Origin of the sequence: Gilliamella sp. B14384G12 (genome assembly GCF_016101825.1) — a bacterium.
Classification (GTDB): Bacteria; Pseudomonadota; Gammaproteobacteria; order Enterobacterales; family Orbaceae; genus Gilliamella; species Gilliamella apicola_N.
Map to the genome: position 1 here is coordinate 316,095 of NZ_JACFPU010000002.1, position 24,891 is coordinate 340,985.

General features: G+C 34.1%; 25 protein-coding genes. 3 read left to right on the forward strand and 22 right to left on the reverse strand.

Annotation, left to right across the window (positions count from 1 at the left end; genetic code table 11):
• Nucleotides 1-11: 11 nt before the first annotated feature.
• Together folC and accD are read right to left on the reverse strand one after the other, a co-directional pair.
• Nucleotides 12-1,289, reverse strand: coding sequence for a bifunctional tetrahydrofolate synthase/dihydrofolate synthase (gene folC, locus H3S73_RS04000; protein ID WP_370528778.1), 1,278 nt, complete (start codon nucleotides 1,287-1,289; stop codon nucleotides 12-14).
• 3 nt (nucleotides 1,290-1,292) lie between these two features.
• The gene (accD, locus tag H3S73_RS04005) at nucleotides 1,293-2,183 is read right to left on the reverse strand and encodes an acetyl-CoA carboxylase, carboxyltransferase subunit beta (RefSeq protein ID WP_198226283.1); all 891 of its coding nucleotides are present in this window, start codon (nucleotides 2,181-2,183) and stop codon (nucleotides 1,293-1,295) included.
• 319 nt (nucleotides 2,184-2,502) lie between these two features.
• Here accD and tmaR point away from each other — a divergent pair, with 319 nt between their 5' ends.
• Nucleotides 2,503-2,823: a PTS system regulator TmaR gene (gene tmaR / locus H3S73_RS04010; RefSeq protein ID WP_025316420.1), complete on the forward strand. Its 321-nt coding sequence runs from the start codon at nucleotides 2,503-2,505 to the stop codon at nucleotides 2,821-2,823.
• Nucleotides 2,824-2,881: 58 nt separating this feature from the next.
• On the opposite strand, the gene yciH is transcribed toward tmaR, so the two are convergent.
• From yciH to H3S73_RS04085, 15 genes are all read right to left on the reverse strand, one after another.
• Nucleotides 2,882-3,202 (reverse strand): stress response translation initiation inhibitor YciH, encoded by a 321-nt coding sequence (gene yciH, locus H3S73_RS04015; protein ID WP_198226281.1) that lies wholly within the window; start codon nucleotides 3,200-3,202, stop codon nucleotides 2,882-2,884.
• Nucleotides 3,203-3,209: 7 nt separating this feature from the next.
• Entirely contained in the window at nucleotides 3,210-3,914 is a 705-nt protein-coding gene (gene pyrF / locus H3S73_RS04020; RefSeq protein ID WP_198226279.1) for an orotidine-5'-phosphate decarboxylase, read from the reverse strand.
• 34 nt (nucleotides 3,915-3,948) lie between these two features.
• A complete protein-coding gene (locus H3S73_RS04025) occupies nucleotides 3,949-5,121 on the reverse strand; it encodes a hypothetical protein (protein WP_198226276.1) in 1,173 nt (390 codons plus the stop codon).
• Nucleotides 5,114-6,601, reverse strand: coding sequence for a DUF459 domain-containing protein (locus H3S73_RS04030; RefSeq protein WP_198235643.1), 1,488 nt, complete (start codon nucleotides 6,599-6,601; stop codon nucleotides 5,114-5,116). Before H3S73_RS04030 ends, H3S73_RS04025 begins: the two co-directional genes overlap by 8 nt.
• Before the next feature lie 18 nt (nucleotides 6,602-6,619).
• Nucleotides 6,620-8,020, reverse strand: a complete 1,401-nt coding sequence (locus tag H3S73_RS04035) for an MBOAT family protein (RefSeq protein WP_198226272.1) — start codon at nucleotides 8,018-8,020, stop codon at nucleotides 6,620-6,622.
• Nucleotides 8,021-8,080: 60 nt separating this feature from the next.
• Complete coding sequence (holB, locus tag H3S73_RS04040; protein ID WP_198226270.1) at nucleotides 8,081-9,067, reverse strand: DNA polymerase III subunit delta'; 987 nt, start codon at nucleotides 9,065-9,067, stop codon at nucleotides 8,081-8,083.
• Nucleotides 9,064-9,705 (reverse strand): dTMP kinase, encoded by a 642-nt coding sequence (gene tmk, locus H3S73_RS04045; protein ID WP_198226268.1) that lies wholly within the window; start codon nucleotides 9,703-9,705, stop codon nucleotides 9,064-9,066. The genes holB and tmk overlap by 4 nt, the downstream gene beginning before the upstream one ends.
• A gap of 474 nt (nucleotides 9,706-10,179) precedes the next feature.
• Complete coding sequence (gene cas2e, locus H3S73_RS04050) at nucleotides 10,180-10,473, reverse strand: type I-E CRISPR-associated endoribonuclease Cas2e (protein WP_025316428.1); 294 nt, start codon at nucleotides 10,471-10,473, stop codon at nucleotides 10,180-10,182.
• 1 nt (nucleotide 10,474) lies between these two features.
• On the reverse strand, nucleotides 10,475-11,392 hold the full coding sequence (gene cas1e / locus H3S73_RS04055) for a type I-E CRISPR-associated endonuclease Cas1e (RefSeq protein ID WP_198235644.1): 918 nt from the start codon (nucleotides 11,390-11,392) through the stop codon (nucleotides 10,475-10,477).
• Nucleotides 11,393-11,403: 11 nt separating this feature from the next.
• On the reverse strand, nucleotides 11,404-12,081 hold the full coding sequence (gene cas6e / locus H3S73_RS04060; protein ID WP_198235645.1) for a type I-E CRISPR-associated protein Cas6/Cse3/CasE: 678 nt from the start codon (nucleotides 12,079-12,081) through the stop codon (nucleotides 11,404-11,406).
• A complete protein-coding gene (gene cas5e, locus H3S73_RS04065) occupies nucleotides 12,082-12,825 on the reverse strand; it encodes a type I-E CRISPR-associated protein Cas5/CasD (protein ID WP_198235646.1) in 744 nt (247 codons plus the stop codon). It lies immediately after the preceding gene.
• A 13-nt stretch (nucleotides 12,826-12,838) separates the two neighbouring features.
• Nucleotides 12,839-13,912: a type I-E CRISPR-associated protein Cas7/Cse4/CasC gene (gene cas7e, locus H3S73_RS04070; protein WP_086326398.1), complete on the reverse strand. Its 1,074-nt coding sequence runs from the start codon at nucleotides 13,910-13,912 to the stop codon at nucleotides 12,839-12,841.
• A gap of 5 nt (nucleotides 13,913-13,917) precedes the next feature.
• Nucleotides 13,918-14,547: a type I-E CRISPR-associated protein Cse2/CasB gene (gene casB, locus H3S73_RS04075; RefSeq protein WP_198235647.1), complete on the reverse strand. Its 630-nt coding sequence runs from the start codon at nucleotides 14,545-14,547 to the stop codon at nucleotides 13,918-13,920.
• Nucleotides 14,548-14,567: 20 nt separating this feature from the next.
• Nucleotides 14,568-16,142: a type I-E CRISPR-associated protein Cse1/CasA gene (gene casA / locus H3S73_RS04080; RefSeq protein ID WP_198235648.1), complete on the reverse strand. Its 1,575-nt coding sequence runs from the start codon at nucleotides 16,140-16,142 to the stop codon at nucleotides 14,568-14,570.
• 75 nt (nucleotides 16,143-16,217) lie between these two features.
• Nucleotides 16,218-16,370, reverse strand: a complete 153-nt coding sequence (locus H3S73_RS04085; RefSeq protein WP_172398407.1) for a hypothetical protein — start codon at nucleotides 16,368-16,370, stop codon at nucleotides 16,218-16,220.
• Nucleotides 16,371-17,005: 635 nt separating this feature from the next.
• Between H3S73_RS04085 and H3S73_RS04090 the strand changes: the two genes are divergently transcribed.
• Nucleotides 17,006-17,428 carry a hypothetical protein gene (locus H3S73_RS04090; RefSeq protein ID WP_086326550.1) on the forward strand — a complete coding sequence of 141 codons (423 nt, stop codon included), beginning with the start codon at nucleotides 17,006-17,008 and terminating at the stop codon, nucleotides 17,426-17,428.
• Nucleotides 17,429-17,442: 14 nt separating this feature from the next.
• Nucleotides 17,443-17,799, forward strand: coding sequence for a fumarate reductase subunit FrdD (gene frdD / locus H3S73_RS04095; RefSeq protein WP_198235649.1), 357 nt, complete (start codon nucleotides 17,443-17,445; stop codon nucleotides 17,797-17,799).
• 73 nt (nucleotides 17,800-17,872) lie between these two features.
• Here frdD and H3S73_RS04100 read toward each other — a convergent pair whose 3' ends face one another.
• From H3S73_RS04100 to H3S73_RS04120, 5 genes are all read right to left on the reverse strand, one after another.
• Entirely contained in the window at nucleotides 17,873-18,730 is an 858-nt protein-coding gene (locus H3S73_RS04100; RefSeq protein WP_198235650.1) for a hypothetical protein, read from the reverse strand.
• Between the two features lie 77 nt (nucleotides 18,731-18,807).
• The gene (yejF, locus tag H3S73_RS04105) at nucleotides 18,808-20,541 is read right to left on the reverse strand and encodes a microcin C ABC transporter ATP-binding protein YejF (protein ID WP_198235651.1); all 1,734 of its coding nucleotides are present in this window, start codon (nucleotides 20,539-20,541) and stop codon (nucleotides 18,808-18,810) included.
• A complete protein-coding gene (locus H3S73_RS04110) occupies nucleotides 20,538-21,569 on the reverse strand; it encodes an ABC transporter permease (RefSeq protein WP_086326554.1) in 1,032 nt (343 codons plus the stop codon). The genes yejF and H3S73_RS04110 overlap by 4 nt, the downstream gene beginning before the upstream one ends.
• Complete coding sequence (locus H3S73_RS04115; RefSeq protein ID WP_086308514.1) at nucleotides 21,569-22,657, reverse strand: microcin C ABC transporter permease YejB; 1,089 nt, start codon at nucleotides 22,655-22,657, stop codon at nucleotides 21,569-21,571. The genes H3S73_RS04110 and H3S73_RS04115 overlap by 1 nt, the downstream gene beginning before the upstream one ends.
• Nucleotide 22,658: 1 nt before the next feature.
• Complete coding sequence (locus H3S73_RS04120) at nucleotides 22,659-24,620, reverse strand: extracellular solute-binding protein (protein ID WP_198235652.1); 1,962 nt, start codon at nucleotides 24,618-24,620, stop codon at nucleotides 22,659-22,661.
• Between the last annotated feature and the right edge of the window lie 271 nt (nucleotides 24,621-24,891).

Genomic DNA, 24,891 nt, shown 5'->3' on the forward strand with positions numbered 1-24,891 from the left:
ATTAATTAAACTTAATCCGCCGCTATATTAGCTAAAACATCAGATACCGTATAAAACGAACCACATACTACTATGATATCATCTTTTTTAGCATCTTGTAGAGCCATTTGATAAGCATCTAAAACGCTATCAAATGTTGATACATTAAGCTTATTATCCTCTATTAAATATTGTTTCAATACTTCACTACGGCATCCTCGTTCGCCATAAAGTGAGGCACAATACCAAGCATCCCCTTTCAATATAGACAAAGTACTTTTAATGTCTTTATCTTTAAGCATAGCAATAACAAATCTAACTTTACCTAAATGTTTTTTTTCTGACCGCAATAATGCTAATTGCTTTATTAAATAGTCAGCCGCATGGGGATTATGAGCGACATCAATTATTACAAGTGGGTCTGTATTTATTGTCTGAAATCGTCCAACTAGACTTGAATTCAATAAACCTTCATTTATTTGTCTTGTTTCAATTTGGATCGATGAATAACTCAAAGCTGCAATTGCTGTTGCAGCGTTAGCTAAAGGCACTTTAGGAATTGGTAAAGATTGATATTGACATCGACTAGAATAAAAATCCCATTTATCGTTACTTTTTTGCTCATAAGACCAATCATGATTAATACTATGAATAGGACAATTAACTGACTTAGCTACATCTAAAATTGACATAGGGATATCTGGTTCTCCCACAACAGCAATACTTTTAGACTTAAAGATACCTGCCTTTTCTTGACCTATACTTTCACGAGTACTACCTAAATAATCAACATGATCAATACCTATTGTTGTCACAATTGCAACATCAGCATCGACAATATTAGTTGCATCAAGCCTACCACCTAAACCGACTTCTAAAATAACAACATCCAATTTAGCCTGTTTGAATTGGTACAGTGCAGCGAGAGTAGCATATTCAAAATAGGTAAGTGAGATTTCACCGCGCGCATTCTCAATTTGTGTAAATGCATTTATCGTTTCTTGCTCTGTTGATTCTTGATTATCAATTCGTACTCGTTCTGTAAAACGTAATAAATGAGGAGAACTATAAACACCAACATGTAAATTGGCTGCAAGTAATATCATCTCGAGTGTTTTACAAGTTGTTCCTTTACCATTAGTACCAGCAACCGTAAATATATAAGGTGCTGGTTGCAATAAATTAAGGCGCTGAGCAACAGTTTTGACACGATCCAAACCCAGATCAATTGTCGAGGGATGTAGTTGTTCTAGATAACAAAGCCATGCTGATAAGTCAGACAAGGCATTAGGTTTTTCTACTTGCATGATTAATTACATTGTTTCATTATTAGTGACATCATAAAAAGGGGCTGGAAGTTTCATTAATTTTGCGATCAAACCAGCAATCTTTGGTCGCATATCTTTACGGTGGATAATCATATCAAGAGCCCCTTTTTCGAGCAGAAACTCACTACGTTGAAAGCCTTCAGGTAACGTTTCTCGAACGGTTTGTTGAATAACCCGAGGACCAGCAAAACCTATTAACGCTTTTGGTTCAGCAATATTAATATCACCGAGCATCGCTAAACTTGCTGATACACCGCCCATTGTAGGGTCAGTCATAACTGAAATATAAGGTAAACCTTCATCTTGCATTTTAGCCAAAATAGCACTCGTTTTTGCCATTTGCATTAATGAAAAGAGAGCTTCTTGCATTCGCGCACCACCACTAGTTGAAAAACAGATTAGTGGACACTTATCGGCAATAGCTTGTTCAGCAGCACGAGTAAATAATGCGCCAACAACTGAAGACATTGAGCCTCCAATAAATGCAAACTCAAAACAAGCAACCACAACAGGAATGCCAAGTAGTGTGCCTTTCATAACCACCATAGCTTCTTTTTCACGGGTATCTTTTTGAGCAGCAGTTAACCGATCTTTATATTTTTTAGTATCTTTAAATTTTAAGATATCTTTTGGAGCAAGTTCTGCACCGATTTCAACATCAGAACCTTCATCTAGAAATCGGTATAATCTAACTCTCGCAGCAATATGCATATGGTGATCACATTTCGGACACACCTCTAAATTACGATCTAGTTCAGCTTGATAAATGACTTGCTCACAATTACTACATTTGGTCCAAACCCCTCCGGGAATATTCGCCTTTTTATGATCTGACGATATATTATTTTTACTTAGAATTTTCTCAATCCAGCTCATTATGATTCTCTCATTAGATATTCTTTAGAAATATTGCGCTATTGTATAATATTTTGTAATAATTCTTAATAGTTGTTTTAATTTTTCTCTTTTTTGTAAAAATATTTGAGGAAGTGCATACATTTGAGTATAAAATTAATGACTAAATTCAACAATAATGCCAAATGCCGATAAATAAATCATAAAAAGGCAATTAATTATTGAATTTTCCGACAAAATCTGATGATATTTAAAAATATAATTAATATGATCTTAGAAAATTATTAGTATATAATTAGACAAGGTTTATTTTTCAATTTTTACAATTAAGGGGTTTTAGATGGACAAGGAAAAAGCAAGTGCACCATCGTTTCAAGATGTATTAGAATACATTCGCCTATCACGTCGTTTAAATAAATTAAAACGCGAAATTTCAGATAATGAGAAAAAAATTCGCGATAACCAAAAACGTGTACTCTTACTTGAAAACCTAAGTGAATACATTAAACCAAATATGACGTATGAAGAACTTCAAGCTATTATTGCTAATATGAAAAGCGATTATGATGATCGAGTTGATGATTATATTATTAAGAATGCTGAAATATCTAAAGAACGTCGCGATATCAGCAAAAAAATGCGCACTTATCGTTCGAATTAATTTTTGAATATATAACTCCCATAATTTTATACATGGGAGTTGTGTTTTATCAGTTAAATCATCCGCCAGCAAGTTTAACTTTAAAGCCTTTATCTTCTAATAACGACCTTAGCAAATCTCGTTTATCGCCTTGAATTTCAATCGTTCCATCTTTAATAGAGCCGCCACATCCACAACGCTTTTTTAGTTCTCCTGCTAACTTAGACAATTGATTATCATCCAAATCAAAACCAGAAATAACACATACGCCCTTGCCTTTACGACCGGATGTCTGTCTTTGAATACGTATAAAACCATCACCTTTAGGATGAGATATTTTTTCTTCTATTGGTTTAATTCGCCCTTGATCGGTCGAATAAACAAGAGGATTATTTGACATAATTAAATTAACTCTTACTTAAATCAAGGGTAGATAAAATAGATTGTAATGCTTTAGCAGGATCTTCTGCTTTAGTAATTGGCCTACCAATGACTAAATAATCGGAGCCCGCCGCTTGAGCGCGTTGTGGTGTCATGATACGACGCTGATCATCAGGACCTGAGCCTAAAGGACGAATACCCGGCGTGACCAATTTAAAATTACTACCAAGTCTAGTTCTAAAACTTTGTACTTCTTTAGCAGAGCAAACAACACCGTCAAGCCCACAGTTTTTGGCAAGTATAGCTAATTTAGTTGCTTGTTCTAAAGGTGAAACATTAATACCAATATCTTTAAGATCTGCCGCTTCCATACTCGTTAATACTGTTACAGCAATTAAAAGTGGCGCATCTTTACCATAAGGATAAAGTGCATCTTTTGCAGCCTCCATCATACGAATTCCGCCACTAGCATGAACATTCGTCATCCAAACACCTAAATCAGCCGCCGCTGCTACTGCCTTAGCCACGGTATTTGGAATATCATGAAATTTAAGATCTAAAAAAATTTCAAAACCTTTATTCATAATCTGTTTTATGAATTCAGGTCCAGCATGAGTAAATAATTCCTTACCAATTTTTAAACGACAATCTTTAGGCTCAACCCGATCAATAAAATTCCAAGCTGACTTAACATCAGCAAAATCAACAGCAACAATAATTGGTGATGACATAACTCATTTATCCCTTTTTTATCTTAAATTTTATCTATCTTTTTTGTACAAATTCATTTAAATCTTTATAAAATATTCGTGCGCTTTCTTTATAACCTTTTAAAGTTTGATGAACTAAATCTGGGCGAGCTAAACCTCGTTTACGCCATTCTTTAATAGCAAATTTACCACCCATTGCATTTTGCCAATCCCAAAATAATGTTTTTTCACTTCTAGCTACTTGTTTTTGAATATTCATTATTGCCGAAAATGATTTAGGCATATCTTTTTGATTGACCATTGTATCAGGTGGTGTCATTATTAAAATAGCGGCATTGGGTAATGATTTACGAATAAGCCGTATATTATTGATTAAATTTTTTCGGTATGCATTGAGATCTAAAGTTTCATCAAAACTCTCATTAGTCCCATACTCGAGTATGATTAAATCACTATTTGATAAAGATAACTCTTTAAACCAACTTGGGCTCCATTTCTGCCATATAGCCTGCCTTGCCCCATTTGTGGCTATTGCTGAGACAATAACGCCTGGTTGTTGATGACGAGTTAACCAAATGCCTCCAAGTTCAACCGTACTTTGCCCTGTTATTTTTAATGGCATTTTAGCAACAACAGATACACTTTGCCAAATATTGGCTTTAGGAACATAATCAAATTTAATTCTATTATTGTTAATATCATAAAGCCCAAATAAATTAGACGTATTTTTTAGAGGCTTAAAAACTAACTGAACTCGCCAATCTGTATTAGAATCTGATTTGGGTTGAATCTGTAAAACTGCAGAATTTTGATTAGGTTTAGCAATAAAGCCGCCCATAGGAAAATCCCTATTACTCAGTGTTCTACTACTTAACACATCCCAATTTTTACTTTTCCAAGTCACTGCCGCATGACTTTGACCTTTTATTGCAATTGGTGTTATCCAGCCAATACCAGCATTACCATATTTTCCCTGCATCAATGTCCTAAATTCACCAGTAAAAAAATCAGCTGCAGTATGAGAATCACCAAATTGAGTGATATTAACAACATTATTTGCTCTTTTATTGGTCATTAATGATTTCAGTCGGGTAGCAAATAGCTTCGCGTTTGGGTCACCAAAATCAATAATTCCAGAATCCGTAGTTGCTTCACTTTCAGTCACACCATATCCAAAAGTGAAAGTCACAAAAATAACAGTCAGAAAAGACTTTAAAAACTTATTCACTATGGACATCCTCTAATTTTTTGAAAATTATTTTTTCCATAATGGCCTTTGCCAAAATTCTTTGACCTGAAGGTGTAAAGTGAACACCATCATCAACCCTTACCTTGATTTTTTCTTTATCCGTTTCAATAAAACTATTGAATTTTTCGTATGAACAACCGAGTAATTCATTGGTTGTTAGAAAATGTTGTTGAGTTTTTTCAAGCTCTGACTGATATAATTTATTAAGATAAACCATACCATCATTTAGTTTTTGCTTACGCATACAAGGTGGTGCAAGCCAAAGAACTTGTACACGATGTTTTTGGACATGATCCAAAATACTGGCGATACGTAAACGATATTGTTTTTCCCATAATTTAGATTTAAATCTTGCATTTGTTGCATAACCTTTGACAGGAAAATCCCACGGATCATTAGCACCTAAAAAAACGACAAGTAATTTAATTGAAGGATCTTCGGATAATTTATCATTAATCGTTTTAGGCCAATCAAAAGCTTTAGGATAACTAAGTCCAGTACTGCGTTTACTTAAATCAATGCTTTCAATCTTATATTGTTTGAATAACATTTTTTTAACATAAGGTGCAACACCTTGCATTAAAGAGTCTCCAGCAAAAAAAACTTTATCATTTTGAGTCAATACAATTGGTGTTGGTTCATTAACTAATGATTCATCCTCAGGCAAAACCTCTGGTTGGTCATCTTGATCTATCGCCGCCACTTGCGTTTCTATTGTTTTAACTTCCGTAGATGTTTGTTGAACTTTCTCGTCAACTTTATCTTCAGCTTCAGCCTTAACTTCAGTTTTCTCTTTAACTTCAAGTTTATCTTCAATATTGCTTTTTGTTTCTTGCGTAATTTCTTGTGTGGTTTCTGACTTAGTGTCTGGTTCAATAATCGCTAATGTAGGTGATTCATCCTCTAGTAATTTTTCGTCTCTAAATAATCTTAGAATATCTTCTTTTGTTTCAAGTTTAATTTCTTTTGATTCGGATCGATTTTCTTCAATAGCTTCTATAGGTTTAGTAGATTCATCAGGTTCATCAGATTGATTAGATTCATCGGGTTCATCGGGTTCATCGGATTGATTAGATTCATCAGTAACCACTTTTTCATCTGAGACTAAATCATCATCTTGAGAGATAGTAATGTCTTTGCCTGTATCTTTTTCTAATTCTTCAGGGAGAGCATCTTGCGCAAGTGTATCGGAATCTAATAGGTCTGAATGATAAGTTTGTTGCCAATAAATGAGTATTGATTTGTAATAAATTGACATCAATACAATCGCTGTCAAAAGTAAAATCACACAAATACACCGAGCGGATAAAGTGCTTCTAACAATTTCAGAAACAACATTATTTTTAGCAAATTTTCTTGAACGCTTGAAAGTATTTTTATTCAATGTATTAGGAGATTGCCATTTCAGATTCAGGTAAGTTTTTTTCTTGTTTTTCGTAACCGATTTTTTATATTCCATAATAAGTTATCATCATAATCAAAAGTTAGCATAAATAAAGTTTGGCACACCAGATGGTGCAATATATATTGTCAACCATAATACTGAAATAAAAATGATAGGTAAGTAAATCAGATTTATTCTACTTATTAGTAAAGTAAACCAATCTGGAATATTTTTTAATATCGGATAAATAAAAAATACTACGTAGATACTTAAAAAAGTTACAATATATTTTGGTTCAATCAAAAAGTTGTGTGTTAATGCGGTTAAATAATCTAATGCATCAGGCAAACTTTCACAATTAAAAAATAACCATGAAAAACACACATAATGCCAAGTGAGAAACCTAGCTAATGTAGGAGAACGCTCAGTTACCCAACCTCGACCAAAATAATGTTCACTAATATTAAGCGCTATAATACCAACTCCGTGACATGCGCCCCAAATAATAAAATTAATTCCTGCACCATGCCATAAACCCGATATTAACATCGCCAACATCACATTAATTTGCGTACGAATAAGCCCTTTTCGATTACCACCAAGAGGAATATAGATATAATCACGAATCCAGTGCGATAAACTAATATGCCAACGGCTCCAAAATTCTCGCAAATTACAAGCTAAATAAGGGAAGTTAAAATTATTTGGTAATCGGAATCCTAATAAAAGAGCAATACCAGTAACTAAATCGGTATAGCCTGAAAAATTTAAGTAAATTTGAATTGCATAACCATAAAGCCCTACTAACAAATCAATAACACTAAATTCTAAAGGATTAGCAAAAATTGGCGTAACCCAGTTTTCACTTATAATTCCGCCTAAACAATAGACTTTAATTACAGATAAAATTATTAAAGTAAAAGCTCTAAAAGGTTGTAAAATCTTGCGGGGATGACGGGTGGTTATTTGAGGTAAAAAGTCTTTAGCACGATTAACTGGACCAGCAATAACACTCGGGAAAAAAGATAAAAACAGTGCAAAATCCCAAAATTTAGCTACAGGTAATTCACTTTTTTTAACTGAGACAATATAGCTAACTGAATGAAGAGTATAAAATGATATTCCAATAGGAATAAGTACTGTTACAACAGGTAGTGCGATTGGTATATGGAGGAAATTAAATAAGGCCTGTAACTCATAACGGAAGAAATCAAAATATTTAAACAGCGACAAATTAGCTATTGATAAACATAATGCCAAGATTAACCACCGATTACCATTTTCATCTGACCGGGCAATCATAATTGAGAAAAAATATATTACACAGGTATAAATAAAAAGAATTAGCGCAAACTGCAAGCTAAAACTGGCCACAATAAGATAACTTGAAACTAAAAGTAATTTATTTTGTAATTTAGGAAAAAGACGATACCGCCAATATAACGCAAAAAAAACGATAAAGATTAGTCCAAATTCAATAGATAAATAACTCACTGCATTCCTTTTATAAACATATATCGAACCTGAAAGTTCTTTAGAAAGTATATTAACGCCTTAATTACTAATCATCTCAGACTGAGCTAGCACATTATAAACAATTAATTCTTTATTTAGCCCTGTTACAGACAATAATAAACGCCTAGCCTGCAGCCATAATTCATACAGTGCAGAAATTTTTTCATTGCTTTTAGTTGCTAATAATCTTACTAATGGTACTTGATCACGATTAACAATAAAACGACCAGCTTTTTGTTTTGCCTTTAATGCATCGCTTAATAAAGCACAAAACCAAATAATACATTCAATAAATTCTTCATTATCAAATGTTTTTGCAAGTTGCCAATAATCATTATGAGGTACAACACGTAATAAATGGTCACAAAATGCTTTTCTTTGCTGCCACTTTTCTGGTTTTAGTAAAGCTAGTGCAGCTAATGGCGCATTTTCGCTCAATAACAGCGCAGAGGCAAGCTCATTATCGCTACTTTGCTGATTATGTTTCTTTTTTAACCACTCGATGGATTGCTCCAATTTAGGTACAGATAAAAAATAAGAAAAACAACGACTATGAATTGTTGGTAATAAATGGCTATTATGCTCATCACTTAAAATAAAGTAGGTATTTTCTGGAGGCTCTTCTAATGTTTTAAGTAATGCATTAGCTGCAGCTTCTGTCATTAAAGCAGCCCGCTTAATCCAAATAACTTTATTGCCACCTTGTTGGGATTTTTCGTACACTTTAGTGGTAATTTTTCGAATTTGATCAATACCAATAGATTGTTTATCTTGTTCATTCGTTATGATGTAAAAATCCGGATGATGATGGGACATAAATAACTTACAACTGTGGCAACTTGAACAAGGTTCTAATTGCTCTCCAGACAAACATAATAAACGATTAGCCACCATATTAATGAACTCATCTTCACCACTTCCTTGCAGGTAATTAATCAATAACGCATGATGAGTTTTTTTATGTATAATTCCTTCAGCAAATTGTTGATAAGGCGATATCAGCCAAGGATAATCATTTAAAATCATACATTAGTAACCTGTTGTGTTAACCATGTTGTTAGGATCTGTTCAATTTGCATTGTCACCTGATTGATTGATTTAGATGCATCAATGGTAAAAATGGTTTCATCTTGATTTGCCAGTTCTAAATAACGTTGACGAATTCGCTCAAAAAAAGGTAATGATTGTTGTTCAATACGATCGAGTTCACCTCTTGCCCTAGCGCGCATTAAACCAATTTGTGGTTCAATATCTAAATATAACGTTAAATCCGGCTTAAAATTACCTAAAACTTGCTCTTTTAATGTGGTGATAAAAACTTTATCTAACTGGCGACCACCGCCTTGATAAGCTTGCGTTGATAAATCATGCCGATCACCAATAACCCATTTATCAGCATTAAGAGCAGGCTTAATCACATTATCAATCAATTGAATACGAGCGGCATATAACATCAACAATTCGGCTTTATCCGTCAAAGGTTCATCATCCAAACCATTTTTAATAAGATTGCGTAATGCTTCAGCAATTGGTGTACCACCTGGTTCACGAGTAAATTGTAAATCGCAAATGTTATATTGATTCAAAATACGAGCAACGGTATTAACTGCTGTCGTTTTACCCGCACCTTCAAGACCTTCAATGACAATAAATTTGCCTGTCATGCTAAATTCCTAAACTATTTATGATGATCATATGTTTAATAACGCGCTATTGTACGCTATTTTTGATTATTAGTTTAGTTAACAGTTACCTTCAATTTTCATGTTTTAAAATGAAATTCATAACTATTTAAGATTTTTAATAAATCTCATTCGATTTTTTATATTCATAAAAAAATAAAAGTGAATATATGCCTATATTAGTAAAGAAATAAAGTTAAAACGTTATTAAGACTTTAAGGAGAGTATATGCTTATAGCCTTGTAGCTAAAGGCTTTTCATTATTTTACCTAATTAATCTAACTACATATCCCTGTGTATACAGGGAACACCTGTGATCATGGCTTTGTTAATTATGTTAATGCGGTTTATCCCTGTGTATACAGGGAACACTCTAAATATATATAATTGTTTTATTTAGATTTATTGGTACCCCAAAAATCTACCAATTTTTTTAATTTTTTAAAGAACGTTAACCTATTGATTTTCAATAGGTAAAAAAGAGACTAATCTTAGTCCATCTAAATCTACCGGAACCCTTCTATTAGCGCCATAAGTTTGGAAGTCAAATCCTGATTCTGTATTAGTCGCCCAAGCAAGGACTACATTGCCTTCTTCTGCAAGTTTAACAATTTGTTGCCATATCATTTCTCTTATTGGTTTTGATATGTCACCGATATAAACTCCGGCTCTAATTTCAAGTAACCAAATTGCTAAACGACCACGTAATCGAGGTGGAACATTTTCAGTTACCACAACACACATACTCATATTAGCGGCTCCTAAAGCCACTATCGGCTAAAGATTGAGGTTCTGGGATAGCTGGTGGCAGGACATAATCAGGTGGTAGAGGCGGTTCTATACCACCAGCGGACAAAACTTCTTCAATAAGCGGAATTAATATTGCTAATGTCTTCTGGCTTCTAAAAATTTCACGACAGGCCACACGAACTTCCCGATCAGGATCAATCTTGTTTTTTGCAGCTATTTCAAATGCTTTGGGAACAACGGTATCAAACTTAATAATATCGGCAATATCATAAACAAATGAGAGTGGTTTGCCACTATGCACAAATCCGATTGCTGGAGCATAGCCAGCCGCCAAAACAGCCGCTTCAGTGATCCCATATAAGCAAGATGTGGCTGCACTTATACATTGATTAACCGTATCGCCTTTTTGCCAATCTTTAGGGTCGTATTTTCTTCCGTGCCATTTAACATGATAACGTTTAGCCAGTAATGAATAAGTTTCACGTACGCGCGATCCTTCAATACCTCGTAACTGTTCAATTGAACGACGACTAGGTGCAGGTTCGCCAAATCGTAACTCAAACATTTTTTTGACCACTTTTAAACGTAAATCATCATCTAAAGCCAATTTAGCTTGGTAAAGCAGTTTGTCAGATCTTGCTCCACCGGGTTGCCCCGATGAATACATTCTTACGCCTGCTTCACCTACCCAAACGAGCAGAGTTCCAACCATTGCGGCCAATTTGATAGCAGCATGTGAAACTCTGGTGCCCGGTTCTAACATTATGCAAGCGATAGAACCCACTGGAATATGAGTCCTAATGCCTGTTTTATCAATTAATACAAACGCTCCATCTAGAACATCAATTTGTCCATATTGCAAAAAAATCATTGAAGTTCTATTTTTTAAAGGAATGGGATTAAGTGGAATAAAAACCATAACCGTTTATCCTATTGATAATGTTTTATCAAGAATAAACCACAACCAAATCCTTTACTTTTGCCAATTCCTTGATAGATGGTATTTAAAAACAATTCAGCATCCGTCACTGTCAACACGCCTTGATAATCAACGCTACTGTAAATGATTGGTTTAAGATCACTTTTTTTAATAAATTGCTGTTGGACATAACTAATTACTGCACAATTTACTTGTTGATCATTAGTCGTTAATAATGAAAATCCTCTGGTTTCACTCTGTTTAATTAACCAATTTATTGCAGCTTGATTTTGGCGAAGTTTTATCTCATTAGTTTCCATTTCTAAATGTTGTTTTTTAATCGGATATTTAGCGTTCATCAACACATCACTACGCTTACCATTTTTAAACACTACTGGATTTGCCCGCAGTGAAAAAAACAATCTCATTCCAGCGGTTAATTTTGGTTGATACGGTTTAGTTTCTATTAAAAAAAACTGATGATTTGAGAGTGGTGCTACTTCCGATAATAGATAATATTGATAACCTTTACCAATTCGCTCTTCACGAAATAAAAAGGTCCGTTTTTCTTGATTAGGAAAGAGTTGCCATAACCATTGATGAATTGCATAAGGTCCCGAATTTTGCAATTTTTGTTGCATAACATAAGGAAGTTGGTTTAGTTTTAAAGTAACTCGAGAAAAATACATCTATTCACTCCCTTTCAACTTGCCTGAAAACTGCTGACGACAACTAAAATGCCAGCGCTCACGACTTATTGGTTGATCTTGCCGAAGTTGAATTTTAATTACCTTAAAGTGATCTTCTTGACTGTCTTGTTCCCAATAATATTCATTAGCCTTGCTTTTTAATAATTTATTGAGAACCGGATCTTGACGATGACACTCTTGATAATGTTTATCTGCAAAAATAAAAGCATCACACAATGTTCCTTGATACAAGATAGGTGACAATGGCAACGATAAAGGTGAGTTTTTCCTTCCTGCGTATAATGGAAAAACGGGGTTAAGTAATGCTTGTTGTATTTGGGTTAAACTATAGGGTGCATTTTCAGTTTCAGACATTACAATTTGATAGTAAACATCATTATAATATTCACGTTGTGATAATACAGTTTCCAGCTCAAGGGGGTTTTGTCGGATTTCATCAAAGCGCGTATACCAGATTAGCTTTTTGTTAGCTCTCGGAGTTTGAACAGTATGAAAATCTCTAAACCAGCTATTATTAGCAATAAAAGGACGAATCGCAAAATGATAATGCTGATTAAAATGATCAATTTGATTATCATCACGTCGAATTCCGAGCGCCGCCGAGGCTAATCCCAATAAAGCAGAGCGAGAGGGAATAATATTGCTGTGACGAACTTCGCCAACAGCAGGTTCGCCCCAAGAGGTAAAAGGGGCATAAATCTGAAAAATAAGATGGGCTATCATCTTGTCGGCTCTCCTATTTTTGCGCAACAAAATCTAATGCCGCGCTAAGGGTTCCTTCTCCTGTTTCACTATTGAGAACATAGCGACTATCAGCGCATTGGCCATAAACTTTATCAAATTTATCACGTTGCTCTTCTAAACGGATAATGGCATCATTAACCAGATCTTGACTACGAATTGGATTAAAATAAGCTACCGCTAAAGAGCGAGGTTGTTGACTCCCTTTTTCTATCAATAAGTAGGAAGTATATGCCCGTGAAGCGAAACTATTTTGCATACCAGTTGGTGCTACTTTGGCGGCTGATTCAGTTAAAGCTTTTAAGGTTTTTTCAACCAATACTTCATCGCCATTTAAATTTTCTAATAATAAATCACGGCTGATACAGACATAAGTATAAAACAGTGCAGAGGCAAATCCACGTTCGCCCAAATGCCCTGAACCTGAACCGGCATCTGAGTCTCCATTATTATTTAAATCATCAACGGCTGTAAAAAAATCATCCTCAATAGTCACGGTACTTACCCCTAATGCATGAGAAACTTGACACGCAGCTTCAATACTAAATGCCGTTCTATCAGCTAACATTCGTCCAAATAATGCAATATCAATACTACTATTTTCTTTACGCAATAATTTAATTTCAATATCGGTAGGCTCACGTTTTTCACTAGTTAATAAATCAACTAATTGTTTAATTGCTTGTTGTTCATAATTACTAATATGTACCAATTGTTCGGTTTCTAAATTACTCAATGGATCTTTTGGTGATTTTTCATTTTTTAGTTTACCAAACTGATCGGCTATTTTAATTGCACTTTCTTTAGCTATTTTTTCAGATATACCATTATCAATCATTGGTTTATACACCCAATCTCGAGCAAAACGGCGTGAACGAACGCCTATATGATCACTCAATGATTGATAAAAAAAGTCAGAGGTTCGCCAAGCTCTTTTTAAGCTTTGTGACGAAATGCGTAAACGGTCAGTATTACCCATTTTAGCGGTTTTTGGTCGACCTAAATCATCACGGTTTAAGTTTGAGGGAGCATAAGCGGTTAATAGATGTAATTGAATAAATGTAGTCATGATGATTATTCCTTAGTATTAGTATTAGTATTATTTTTAGTTAAAAAGTAGTCCATTGCCCAACGAACAGAAAGGCGTTTAAACGGGTTAGTATCAGCTGGCCAACCATGTTCACGCGCATGCCACTCTTGCATCCATAAAAAGATGCCATCAGCAAGGGAAGTTAGATTAACCCCTTTTTTACCTCGTAACTTGACAGCACGAATTAAACGCTGACAAAATTCATCAGGGTTTTCACTGGCAAGAAGACGTTCAAATCGCAATTCAGATAAATAATTACGTTCGCCTCCATTAATTTTTTCACTTAATTGTGCAGCAAATGGTATTTTGTCACTATTTGATTCTACGAAAGTAGCCACATTGACAAATATCTGTAATGCATAATAATGAACTTCTGTTTTAGCTAATTTACTGTCGTTATTAATAAGTTTATTAGCTAAAATAGTGTAGCCATCTTGTAAAAATATTAATTCAGATAATGAATTTCGACGTAATTCAGCCCGCAATTTGCGTCCATTATAAGTGATACCATTGAATTTACCTCGCCGTTGCTGCAACATAGAAAACCATTCATCAATAATCTTTTTATGGTTATCATTTAAGATGATCAGCTTTTTTTGGGTAGTATCTGACATGTTGTTCTCCCTACATGCAATCAAGACGATTTATTATTTTTAATCTTTTTGATATTTTTAAGTTTAGTAAAATCTTTAAGTAAAAATTGTCTTGCAACAATTTGATAACAAAACTTATCATATTTTTTCTTATCCTTATTTTTATTTTTATTTTTACGAATTTTAAATAGCTGTTCAGGGTCTGAAAAAGCAGCCTTATCGTAAATTTGGGTGATATATTTTAATAAGGTATTTGTCCAATCTAACAACAAATGAAAGCGACCATTTGGGTTATCTTTTTCATCAATAAGTTGTTTAACAAATTCATAAAAAGGTATTTCAGTTTCTTTCCAATAAGCAATATCAACGGAACTTGATTGTTTATTGATACTAGCCAAGGCTTTACGTAGTATTGGTAAAGTATCTTTACTAAACTCAAGTGCTAGTGCTATTAACTCTTTAATATCACTATCTGGGTCAGCAAATATTGGATAGACAGGAAAGTTATGTTCGTACCAGCAGCGAGCCTTCATATTGTCAAAATCATAACCAAAACACCAAAGGTGATATTTTCCGTGAGATTCCAAATCACGATAATTATGAACGATAACAACATGAGCTGATTGGTTTTCATCATTAGTAGTAACCATTCCTAACCAATCGCGATAACTTAATCCACCAGGCTGACCTTTGATGGATATCGGTGCTCCCGTTTTACTGTCTGTTCGATAAGGAGATAAAGGATGCCGCCAGTTTTGATATTGAACACCATAATTTTTAGTTTGATACTGGCTAATAAGCTCAGACGACTCCTCATCACAAAGATCACAATTGCCTTGCGTTATATTGTCAAAATCTAGCTCAATTCGGCGAGGCATGCCCCAAAAAGCTTGACAAAAATTAGCTTGTTCAGGATATACACTTAAATTTTTTGGCGGTTCACTGGTTATAGTTTTGTTTAACCATGGAAAGACGGTTTCATCATAGCATTGTGGTTTTTCATCATCATTAAGTGGCACTACATTTAACCATAACTTTTTCCATAATGGTGTTGGCGAGTTCAGCTCAGGCATTATTAACGTGGTAATTGGTCCTCCACCTCGCAAACTGACTCGATGTCCTTGTCCACCTGATGGGGCATTAGTTTGTAAAGTAAATAATGCCATAACTGCACAATGTGGACAGATAGCCTTAACAAAATCCCGCTTAATAAAATGATCGGTGTTTTTCTTTAATGTATTTTCACCAGGTGCCTCAACCAATAAACCCGATATTGGCACTTTATTACCATTTAATGGTGTAAAGTCTTGCATAAAAGCAGGTTTAGCGGCACCAAATTGCATTGCTGGTTTAATTTGTTCAAATGCTTTATCTAGCTGCGATTGTGGTATCCCCTCACCCCAATAGTCTAACCATTCATCATTATTTTTGGGGTAAAAAGCAGTTTGTAGTAAACCAATAAGAAATTGGTATGCAGCGCCTTGAAAATCGGCTCTAAAGTAGGCTAAATCAGAAATGGTTTCATCAATTAACTGACTGGGCTTAATTTTACTTATCTGACCATTAAAATGCCTTACAGGAATCCATTTTTCATCTAACAATGATAACGAAAACAAAATTTACTCCTTTTTTATTTATAATAAGCGGCATTTTACACAACACCGCTTATCGGTTTTCATAAAAAATAAATTTTAATGAATTTGTTTTTGTATAGTTAAACTATAGGATCGAGTTTCATGTTCACCTATTTTCTGTTTAATTTCAAAACTCCATATTTTTATTCGAAATTTATCACTGATACCTAACTGATATTTTGAACCAAAAAAATATTTTATCAAACGCATTATCAACCTCCTTGGGTTAATAGTTAAATAATTGTTTGTAAATATCAGCAATGCATATATAATCACAGGTTGTACGCCTAATGGCTATTTCATTCAATGCTGATAATGTATAGCTAGTATGTTCTAGCCATTTCTAATTTAACATAGGAATTTAAATAAAGCAATAAAAAGCAAAAGTAGTCAGCAATAATGAATTTTTATTACAAATATGAAATACTTTTAATAATATGTTATAATTAAATCGCTAAAAAATAGTTCCTTATATTAATAGGGATAAACCAGTAGTTAGCAACAATTAAGATACGTTCCCCACTCTCGTGGGGATTTTCATCTCAAAGTTAAATAGATAAAACATTATTATTAGTTTAACGAATATCAATCTTAAAAAATGTGAGCTTAGCTTCTTTTTTTAAATTTTTTGTTTTTTTATCTACTCTTTCTATTTATTTGATAACTCAATATTTTAAGATTATAGCTATTGACCTTTAGCGCACTTTCTGCCTAGTGTTGTTAGGTCAAAAGCCGATATTATGTGCGACTTTAATTTGACGGTTTGGATAGCTTAGTGTTTATAATACTTAATTAAACTCTAAAAACGTTAACTACCTAATAATGGTACCCACATTGAGAAAGTTATGATTAACAAAAATAATGATAATTATCAATCACATAATAATATAAGTAATCAGTCTGAATATAGTGATTTACCACAAAAGCAATCTCGTTTTTGGTCAATCATCAATAAACTAATCCCCTTTGCGATGCTTTGGGGCAGTTTAATGTTAATGTATGGCGTAATATGCATGTATACCAATAGTATGGGACAAGATGAGTTTTACCGCTTTATCTTCTTTTTACGTAGTCCTTTTGTTGTTGTGCTCAATTGCCTAGCATTATTGGTTGCTATTTGTCATTCAATAAGTTGGTTTAATTTAGTCCCTAAAGTTATTTTTTCAACAAGATCAAATAAGAGAGCACAAGATTATTTATTCACTATCGGTTTATGGTTAGTGACAATCGCTATTTCAATTTGCTTAGTGTTATTTGTTTTAAAATAGATGGTATTTATCCGATGAAAAATCAAGAAATTCAAACTACACATTCAAAGGGAAGTCTTGCAAAAGGATTATTTGTTTTAGGTGGCACATGGGCTGCGATATTTTTGCCAGCCATCATGATAATAATTGCATTCATTATTCCTTTTGGTAATGCAACAACGCGTTCTTATATACTTAAAGTAGTAAATACAGAAACGGGTAAATTATTTTTATTTTTAATGATTTCATTGCCGATTTGGTGCGCATTACAGAAGATTATTACTATTTTGCATCAGCATAAAATCCATCCAAAACGGGAAAAAATACTTACCGTTGCGCTAGCCCTTGCATGGACTATGCATGCCGTTTATATTTTGTTTGTCCGAAGTTAACTAAAATAGAGTTTGATATAATTAATCGATAAAAAGCGTTATCCAGTTGGATAACGCTGATTAATGTTAAACATCAGTAATAGGTTATTTCTCTAACAATATTAGTTTGTTTATTTTTTTGATCGTGTCTTATTTTAGACGCGGTGAGCCAATCGTTTTTGCCATCAAAGGTTAAGAATTGAGTGGTATAATTCACTTCATCTTTGTTTGCCGATAGATAAGCTGATTGTATTGCAGTTAAGCGATATTGATTATCGTATTGATATGAAAAGTTAGTTTCATTTTGGGTATTATTACTGAACTGATATAAAACTTTAGCTAATTGCTGTTGTTGATAATTAAAGGTATAAGCTGACGCACCATTTTGATCAACACCGGTAAATTTACCCTCATCATCAACCCCTTTAACTTTCCATTGTACCTGTTTGCTAATCAGACAGTTGTTACTATCATATTGGTAGCTATCCGTTTCAGTGAAGATAAAGTCTAACGCTTTTTTTGCTTGTTGTGACTCAACGATTTTACCTTGTTCATCGGTTTTAAATTGAATGATACTGCTTGTTTTATATTCCAGATCTTCAATAAAGTTTTCCCAACCGGCGGTTGTTTTTTGCAAATTTTCGGAATAAACACGTTTATTATCATCCGAGAACAAAATATATTGGCTTTGAGTAATTAATCCATTTTCATCATAATTGAGAATCTGTTTAGCTGTTGACTCATTACGATTATTAATTATTGTTGTTGATGTTCTAACTTCTTGTTTAATTCCTTGAGCGGGTAAATCAATAAAATCCAAAATTTGAAAAATATAATTATTTGCTTGAACCCTATTTTGAGTAAGATTTTCACTGCAACTTAACGCCATTACAGTTGGTGAAAGTAACAATGAGCAAAGTGTTATAGAACAAGGTAATGTTTGTTTTTTCATAACTAACCTATAAATAGAGATAAATATTCATCCATTGGCAAACAGTGAACTAAATTCAACCATAGCTTTACGTACAACTATTTTTTGCGCATTAATAGCGCATTTTCCCAATCGACCTTTTTTTCTTGTTTTTGATTTTGTGAATTATCATTTTTGTGATCACCCTTTTCTATTTTTTCAGCTTTATCAGCATGAATGAGGGTTCTGCTTCCTCTGCGATGAGGTTTGTCTAAAAATGACAGTAACGCTTTGGTATATTCATGTTCGCAAGAATAAAAGATCTTTTCTCGTGAACCTTGCTCGACAATTTGTGCATCTTTCATAACAATGACTTGATGACATATTGAATATATTAGTGCTAAATCATGACTAATAAAGAGATAACTGAGCTGATGTTTTTCCTGTAGAGATTTGAGTAACTCAATGATTTGCTTTTGAATAGTATGATCTAAAGATGAAGTTGGTTCATCTAAAATCAATAATTCTGGTTGTAAAATTAATGCTCGAGCGATAGCAATACGTTGTCGTTGTCCCCCAGAAAATTCGGTTGGATAACGAAAACGTAAATCAGGATCGAGACCGACTTCTTGCATAATTTCAATTACCGCTTTTTCACGTTCATTTTTTCTCAGTTTTTTATGAGTAACTAAACCTTCGCTAATAATTTGCTCAACATTAAAACGAGGATTGAGTGACGAAAATGGATCTTGGAACACAACTTGCATTCGGCTTCTAAATGGTAACAGTTTTTTACCCGTTAAATTCTGTATTGGGTGGCTATCAAATAAGATTTCACCTTCAGATTTAATCAATCGTAAAATAGCCAAAGCTGTTGTACTTTTTCCTGAACCCGACTCGCCGACAATACCCACTGTTTCACCTTGGTGTATCGTCAAACCTACATTATCAACAATTCTTTTTTGTTCGTGACTAAACAGCCTTTTTTTAGTTATTATATCAACATTAAGATGGTTAACGCTAAGCAATATTCCTGGCGTTTGAGGCAAAACAACCGGATCGCCACTTGGTTCGGAATTTAGCAAGGTTTGAGTATATTCATGTTCAGGACGCAAAAAGATACGTTGTTTACTATTATATTCAACAATTTTACCTTGTTGCATAACGGCCACTTTATCAGCTAACTTTTTGACAATACCAAGGTTATGCGAAATAAATAACAAACTCATATTCAATTCATTTTTAAGCTCTTTAAGCAATTGAATAATCTGTGCTTGTACGGATACATCCAAAGCGGTGGTAGGTTCATCAGCAATTAATAATTTAGGGTGAGTTAGAATTGCCATGGCAATCATGACTCGCTGTCGCTCCCCACCCGATAGCTGATGAGGAAAAGCAGATAATTTATTTTTAGGCTCTTTAATTCCAACACGATCAAGATATTGCAATATTTCGCTACGGGCAGCATTAGGCCGCATACCACGATGCAATGAAAGTACTTCATAAAGCTGTTTTTCAACAGTATGTAATGGATTGAGCGATACCATCGGTTCTTGGAAAATCATACTAATTTGATTACCACGAATTTTACGAAGCTCTTTATCGGGTGCATGCAACAAGGATTGCCCTGCAAATAAAATATCACCCGTTGGGTAACTCACCTGTTCTTTACGTAATAAACGTAAAATGGATAATGCAGTTACGCTTTTGCCTGAACCTGACTCACCAACCAAAGCAAGTGTTTCTTGTTCATCAATATTAAAACTAACATTGCTTACAACACGCGATTGTGATTGTGTATCACGTTTGAAAGCAATACTTAAATCCTCAACAGATAATAAAGTAGAACTCATCGATACACTCCCTTGTTTGGATCGAAAGCATCTCTGATTGCTTCACCAATAAATATAAGCAATGATAGCAAAGTTGCAATAATTAAAAATGAGCTAATACCAAGCCAAGGTGCTTGCAAATTATTTTTACCTTGTAGCAACAAACGACCAAGAGATGGCGAATCAATCGGTAAACCAAAACCTAGAAAATCCAGAGAAGTTAATGTCGTAATTGAACCACATAAAATAAAAGGTAAAAATGTTAATGTTGCGACCATTGCATTCGGTAAAATATGACGAAACATAATTTTGCTGTCGCCGACACCCATTGCTTTGGCTGCACGGATATAATCAAAATTACGGGTACGCAAAAATTCAGTACGCACAATACCTGATAAAGCCATCCAACCAAATAATACCGTTATCCCGAGTAACCACCAAAAATCAAGTGGTAAAATACTCGCCAGTAAAATAATCACAAATAGCTCAGGTAATCCACACCAAATTTCGATAAAACGTTGTCCAATCAAATCAATTTTGCCACCATAATAACCTTGAACAGCGCCGATAATAACTGAGATAATCGTGGTAAAGAATGTTAATAAAATGGCAAAGAACATAGAGATACGAAAGCCATATAATATATTTGCCAATACATCAAAACCAGCATCGGTCGTACCTAACCAATGAGAAAGTGATGGCGAAGTTGGAAAAGTGCTTGGCGTATCATAAATTAACGTATTATAGCTATAACGAAATAGAGGCCATAAAATCCAACCATCTGCTTCTATTTTATGTTGCACAGCCGGATCTAAAAAATTTGTTTGAGTATCAAATTGTCCACCGAATTCACTTTCAGGATAAAAATGAAAAATAGGTAAATAGTAATTATCCTGATATTTAATAAAAATCGGTTTATCGTTAGCAATAAAATCAGAAAATAGGCTAATTACAAAAAAAATCATAAACAACCAAAGCGAATAGTATCCACGCCGATTGTGTTTAAATCGTTGCCAACGTTGCTGATTAATAGAGTAATTACTAGTCATCAATTGCGAGCCTCAAAGTCTATGCGTGGGTCAATTATCATATAGGATAAATCGGATAATAGTTTAGCAATTAGTCCGATTAACGTAAAAATATACAACGAGCCAAAAATAATCGGGTAGTCTCGTTGAATGATCGCCTCATACCCCAATAGCCCAAGCCCATTGAGTGAAAAAATAATTTCTATCAGTAACGAACCGGTAAATAAGATACCGACAAATGCAGCTGGAAAGCCCGATACAATAAGTAAAGTTGCATTACGAAACACATGTTTATAAAGAATTTGTCGTTCACTTAGACCTTTGGCTCTAGCGGTTATGACATATTGTTTACGGATTTCATCTAAAAATGAATTTTTGGTTAACATGGTTAACGATGCAAAACCACTGATCACCATTGCAATAGTCGGTAAACAGATATGCCAAGCATAATCTTTTACCTTACCCCAAAAATCGAGCTGCTCAAAATGGTTGGAAACTAATCCTCGTAATGGGAAAATATCCCAATAACTTCCACCGGCAAACAGCACAATGAGTAACACCGCCAATAAAAAAGCGGGTATCGCATAGCCAATAATGATTAACGTACTTGACCAAAAATCAAAAGCCGATCCATCTTTAACCGCTTTGCGGATCCCTAAAGGAATCGAAATAAGATAGACAATGAGGGTACTCCAAAGGCCGAGTGAAATCGAAACAGGTAAACTTTTAATAATTAAACCTATTACAGATTCACTTTTAAAAAAGCTATTGCCAAAATCAAACATGACATATTTTTTTAATGTTTCAAAATAACGTTCAATTATTGGTTTATCAAAACCGTACTGTTTTTCGATCATAGCCACAATTTGTGGATCAAGCCCGCGCGATCCCCGATAAGTTGACTCATTTTTAGGTTGTTGCAATTTTACAGCGCTATTATCTCCTCCCGGCAAAATAGCTTGTCCTGCTTCTGGACCATTTTCAATCAGTGCTAATGCTTGATCAACTGGGCCACCTGGCGCTACTTGTACAATAAAGAAGTTAATCGTTAAAATAACAAACAGCGTAGGAATAATGAGTAATAATCGTCGAATAAGATAATTAAGCATGTTAATGTTTCCGATTTTTAGTCAGGCTAGCTGCTTTATCTGCATCATACCACCAACTATCTACGCCAATAGCGTAAGCGGGTTGAACAGCTGGCTGCCCAAATTTGTTCCAATATGCATAGTAAGTATTGCTGTTATACCACATTGGAATCATAGGATATTCTTGAGTTAAGATGCGATCAAGAGCGCGCCCAAGAGGAATAAGCTGAGCTTGATTATCTAAATTTTTAGTAATTTCAGCGATAATTCCATCAATTGCTGGATTATGTAATCCTGATGCATTCCATGATGAATTAAGATAGTTACTTCCCCAAAGGATCATTAAGTCTGATGAGGGATAATTTTCAGCACCATAAGTACGTGGCATCATATCATAATCACGCTCACGCAAACGGCGTGTAAACTGAGCATAATCAAGTGACACGATTTTCATGGTGATACCTAGACGAGCTAAGTTTTGCTGAAAAGGTATCGCATATTTAATATCATCCCCAAGATATGTAACAAGTTCAAATTCAAAAGGTTGATTGGTTTTAGCATTAACGAGTTTACCTTCTTTAATAATCCATCCAGCTTGTTGAAGTAAATCAGTCGCTTTTAATAAATTATCACGATTAAATCCAAGACCATCACTTTTAGGAATGTAAAAGGCATTATCAAACGCCCGTTCAGGAATAATATCTTTATATTGATTAAGCCATTTTAACTCTTGTTCACTTGGCGTACCTATCGCCGCATAAATGGTGTTTTCAAAAAAACTGTAAGGTCTTTTGTAACTATCATAATAAAAAGCGTGATTTAACCATTGAAAATCAAACGCTAAAGTAATTGCTTCACGAACTTTAACATCATTAAACAAATCTTTTTGCAAGTTAAACGCTAACCATTTGGTATCTACAGCCGTTTGAATCGGTTTTTCCTGTTTGATAATATTATTTGAATCAAAATATTGGCCTTGATATTGGGTAAACCAGTTTTTAGGCTGTCCCTCACCACGAAGATCATATTCACCCGCTTTAAAAGCTTCTAATGAAATACTACTATCCATATAGTATTCAATGCGTTTTTCATCGAAATTATTCATCCCTTTATTAACGGGTAAATCGCTTGCCCAATAGTTAGGATTGCGTCGATAAACCACATAATGTCCCATTTTATAATTACTGATATAATAAGGTCCGCTGCCCACAGGTGGTGTAGCAATTGGTTCTGCAAAATTATGATTTTGCCAAAAATGTTGAGGTATAACAGGCATATTACCAATAAAAGATAATAACTTTTCTCGATCTGTTTCTGGTAAATCGATGCGCACATGGTAATCATCCAGCGCTTTAACAGTAATACCCTGATTATATACACGATATTGTGGTACGCCTTCAGTCATAAATTTTTGAAAGGTAAATTCAACATCATGTGCCGTAATCGGTTTACCATCTTGAAAACGGGCATCGGGATTAATGGCAACTTCCGCCCAACGATAATTGTCAGAATAAGTCACCGATGTCGCAATTAGTGGATAAAAACTGGTAATATCATCCGCTAAGTTTGTAAAAAGGGTGTCGTATAATGATCCTGAGTTCTTTTCTGGCGCACCTCGACTTGCATAGCGATTAAAATTATCAAAAGTGCCTATTTCAGCAAGTTTAATCGTTCCACCTTTTGGTGCTTTTGGATTTACATAATCAAGATGATCAAAATCTTCAGGATATTTAGGCTCACCTAATAAAGAAAAAGTAGTTTTATGATAGATTTTTTCAGTAACTTGAACAGGACCAACAAAATTAGTTTCATCATTTATTAATGGTTGATTTGATAAATCAGTATCAGTTTTAATCTCTATTGCTGATGGTGATTGTTCTGGCTGAGTTTCTTGAGCATTAACCGTCATAGAACAAATAACTAACCCACTTATACAGCTTGTTATAAGTATTGCGTTTATTTTTTGTTTGATTTGGTTAATCATCCTAATGTTATTCCTGTTTAATTACTCATATCAATATTGATGAGTAGTATTGAAATTATTGTCATCATAATTCCAAACAACTATTCCACCTATAATAGGTCATCTATTTTGCCAAACTTCAACTAAATGAGCAAAACCTAATTCATAAACTCAAGAATAAATACAAACGTTAACATTAATACCGATATTACATTTATTAATAGCTGTCTTTATGAGTAGATAAACATAGCACTTAATCCATTTAGCCTTTTAAAAAAACAAGTTTTTTGTA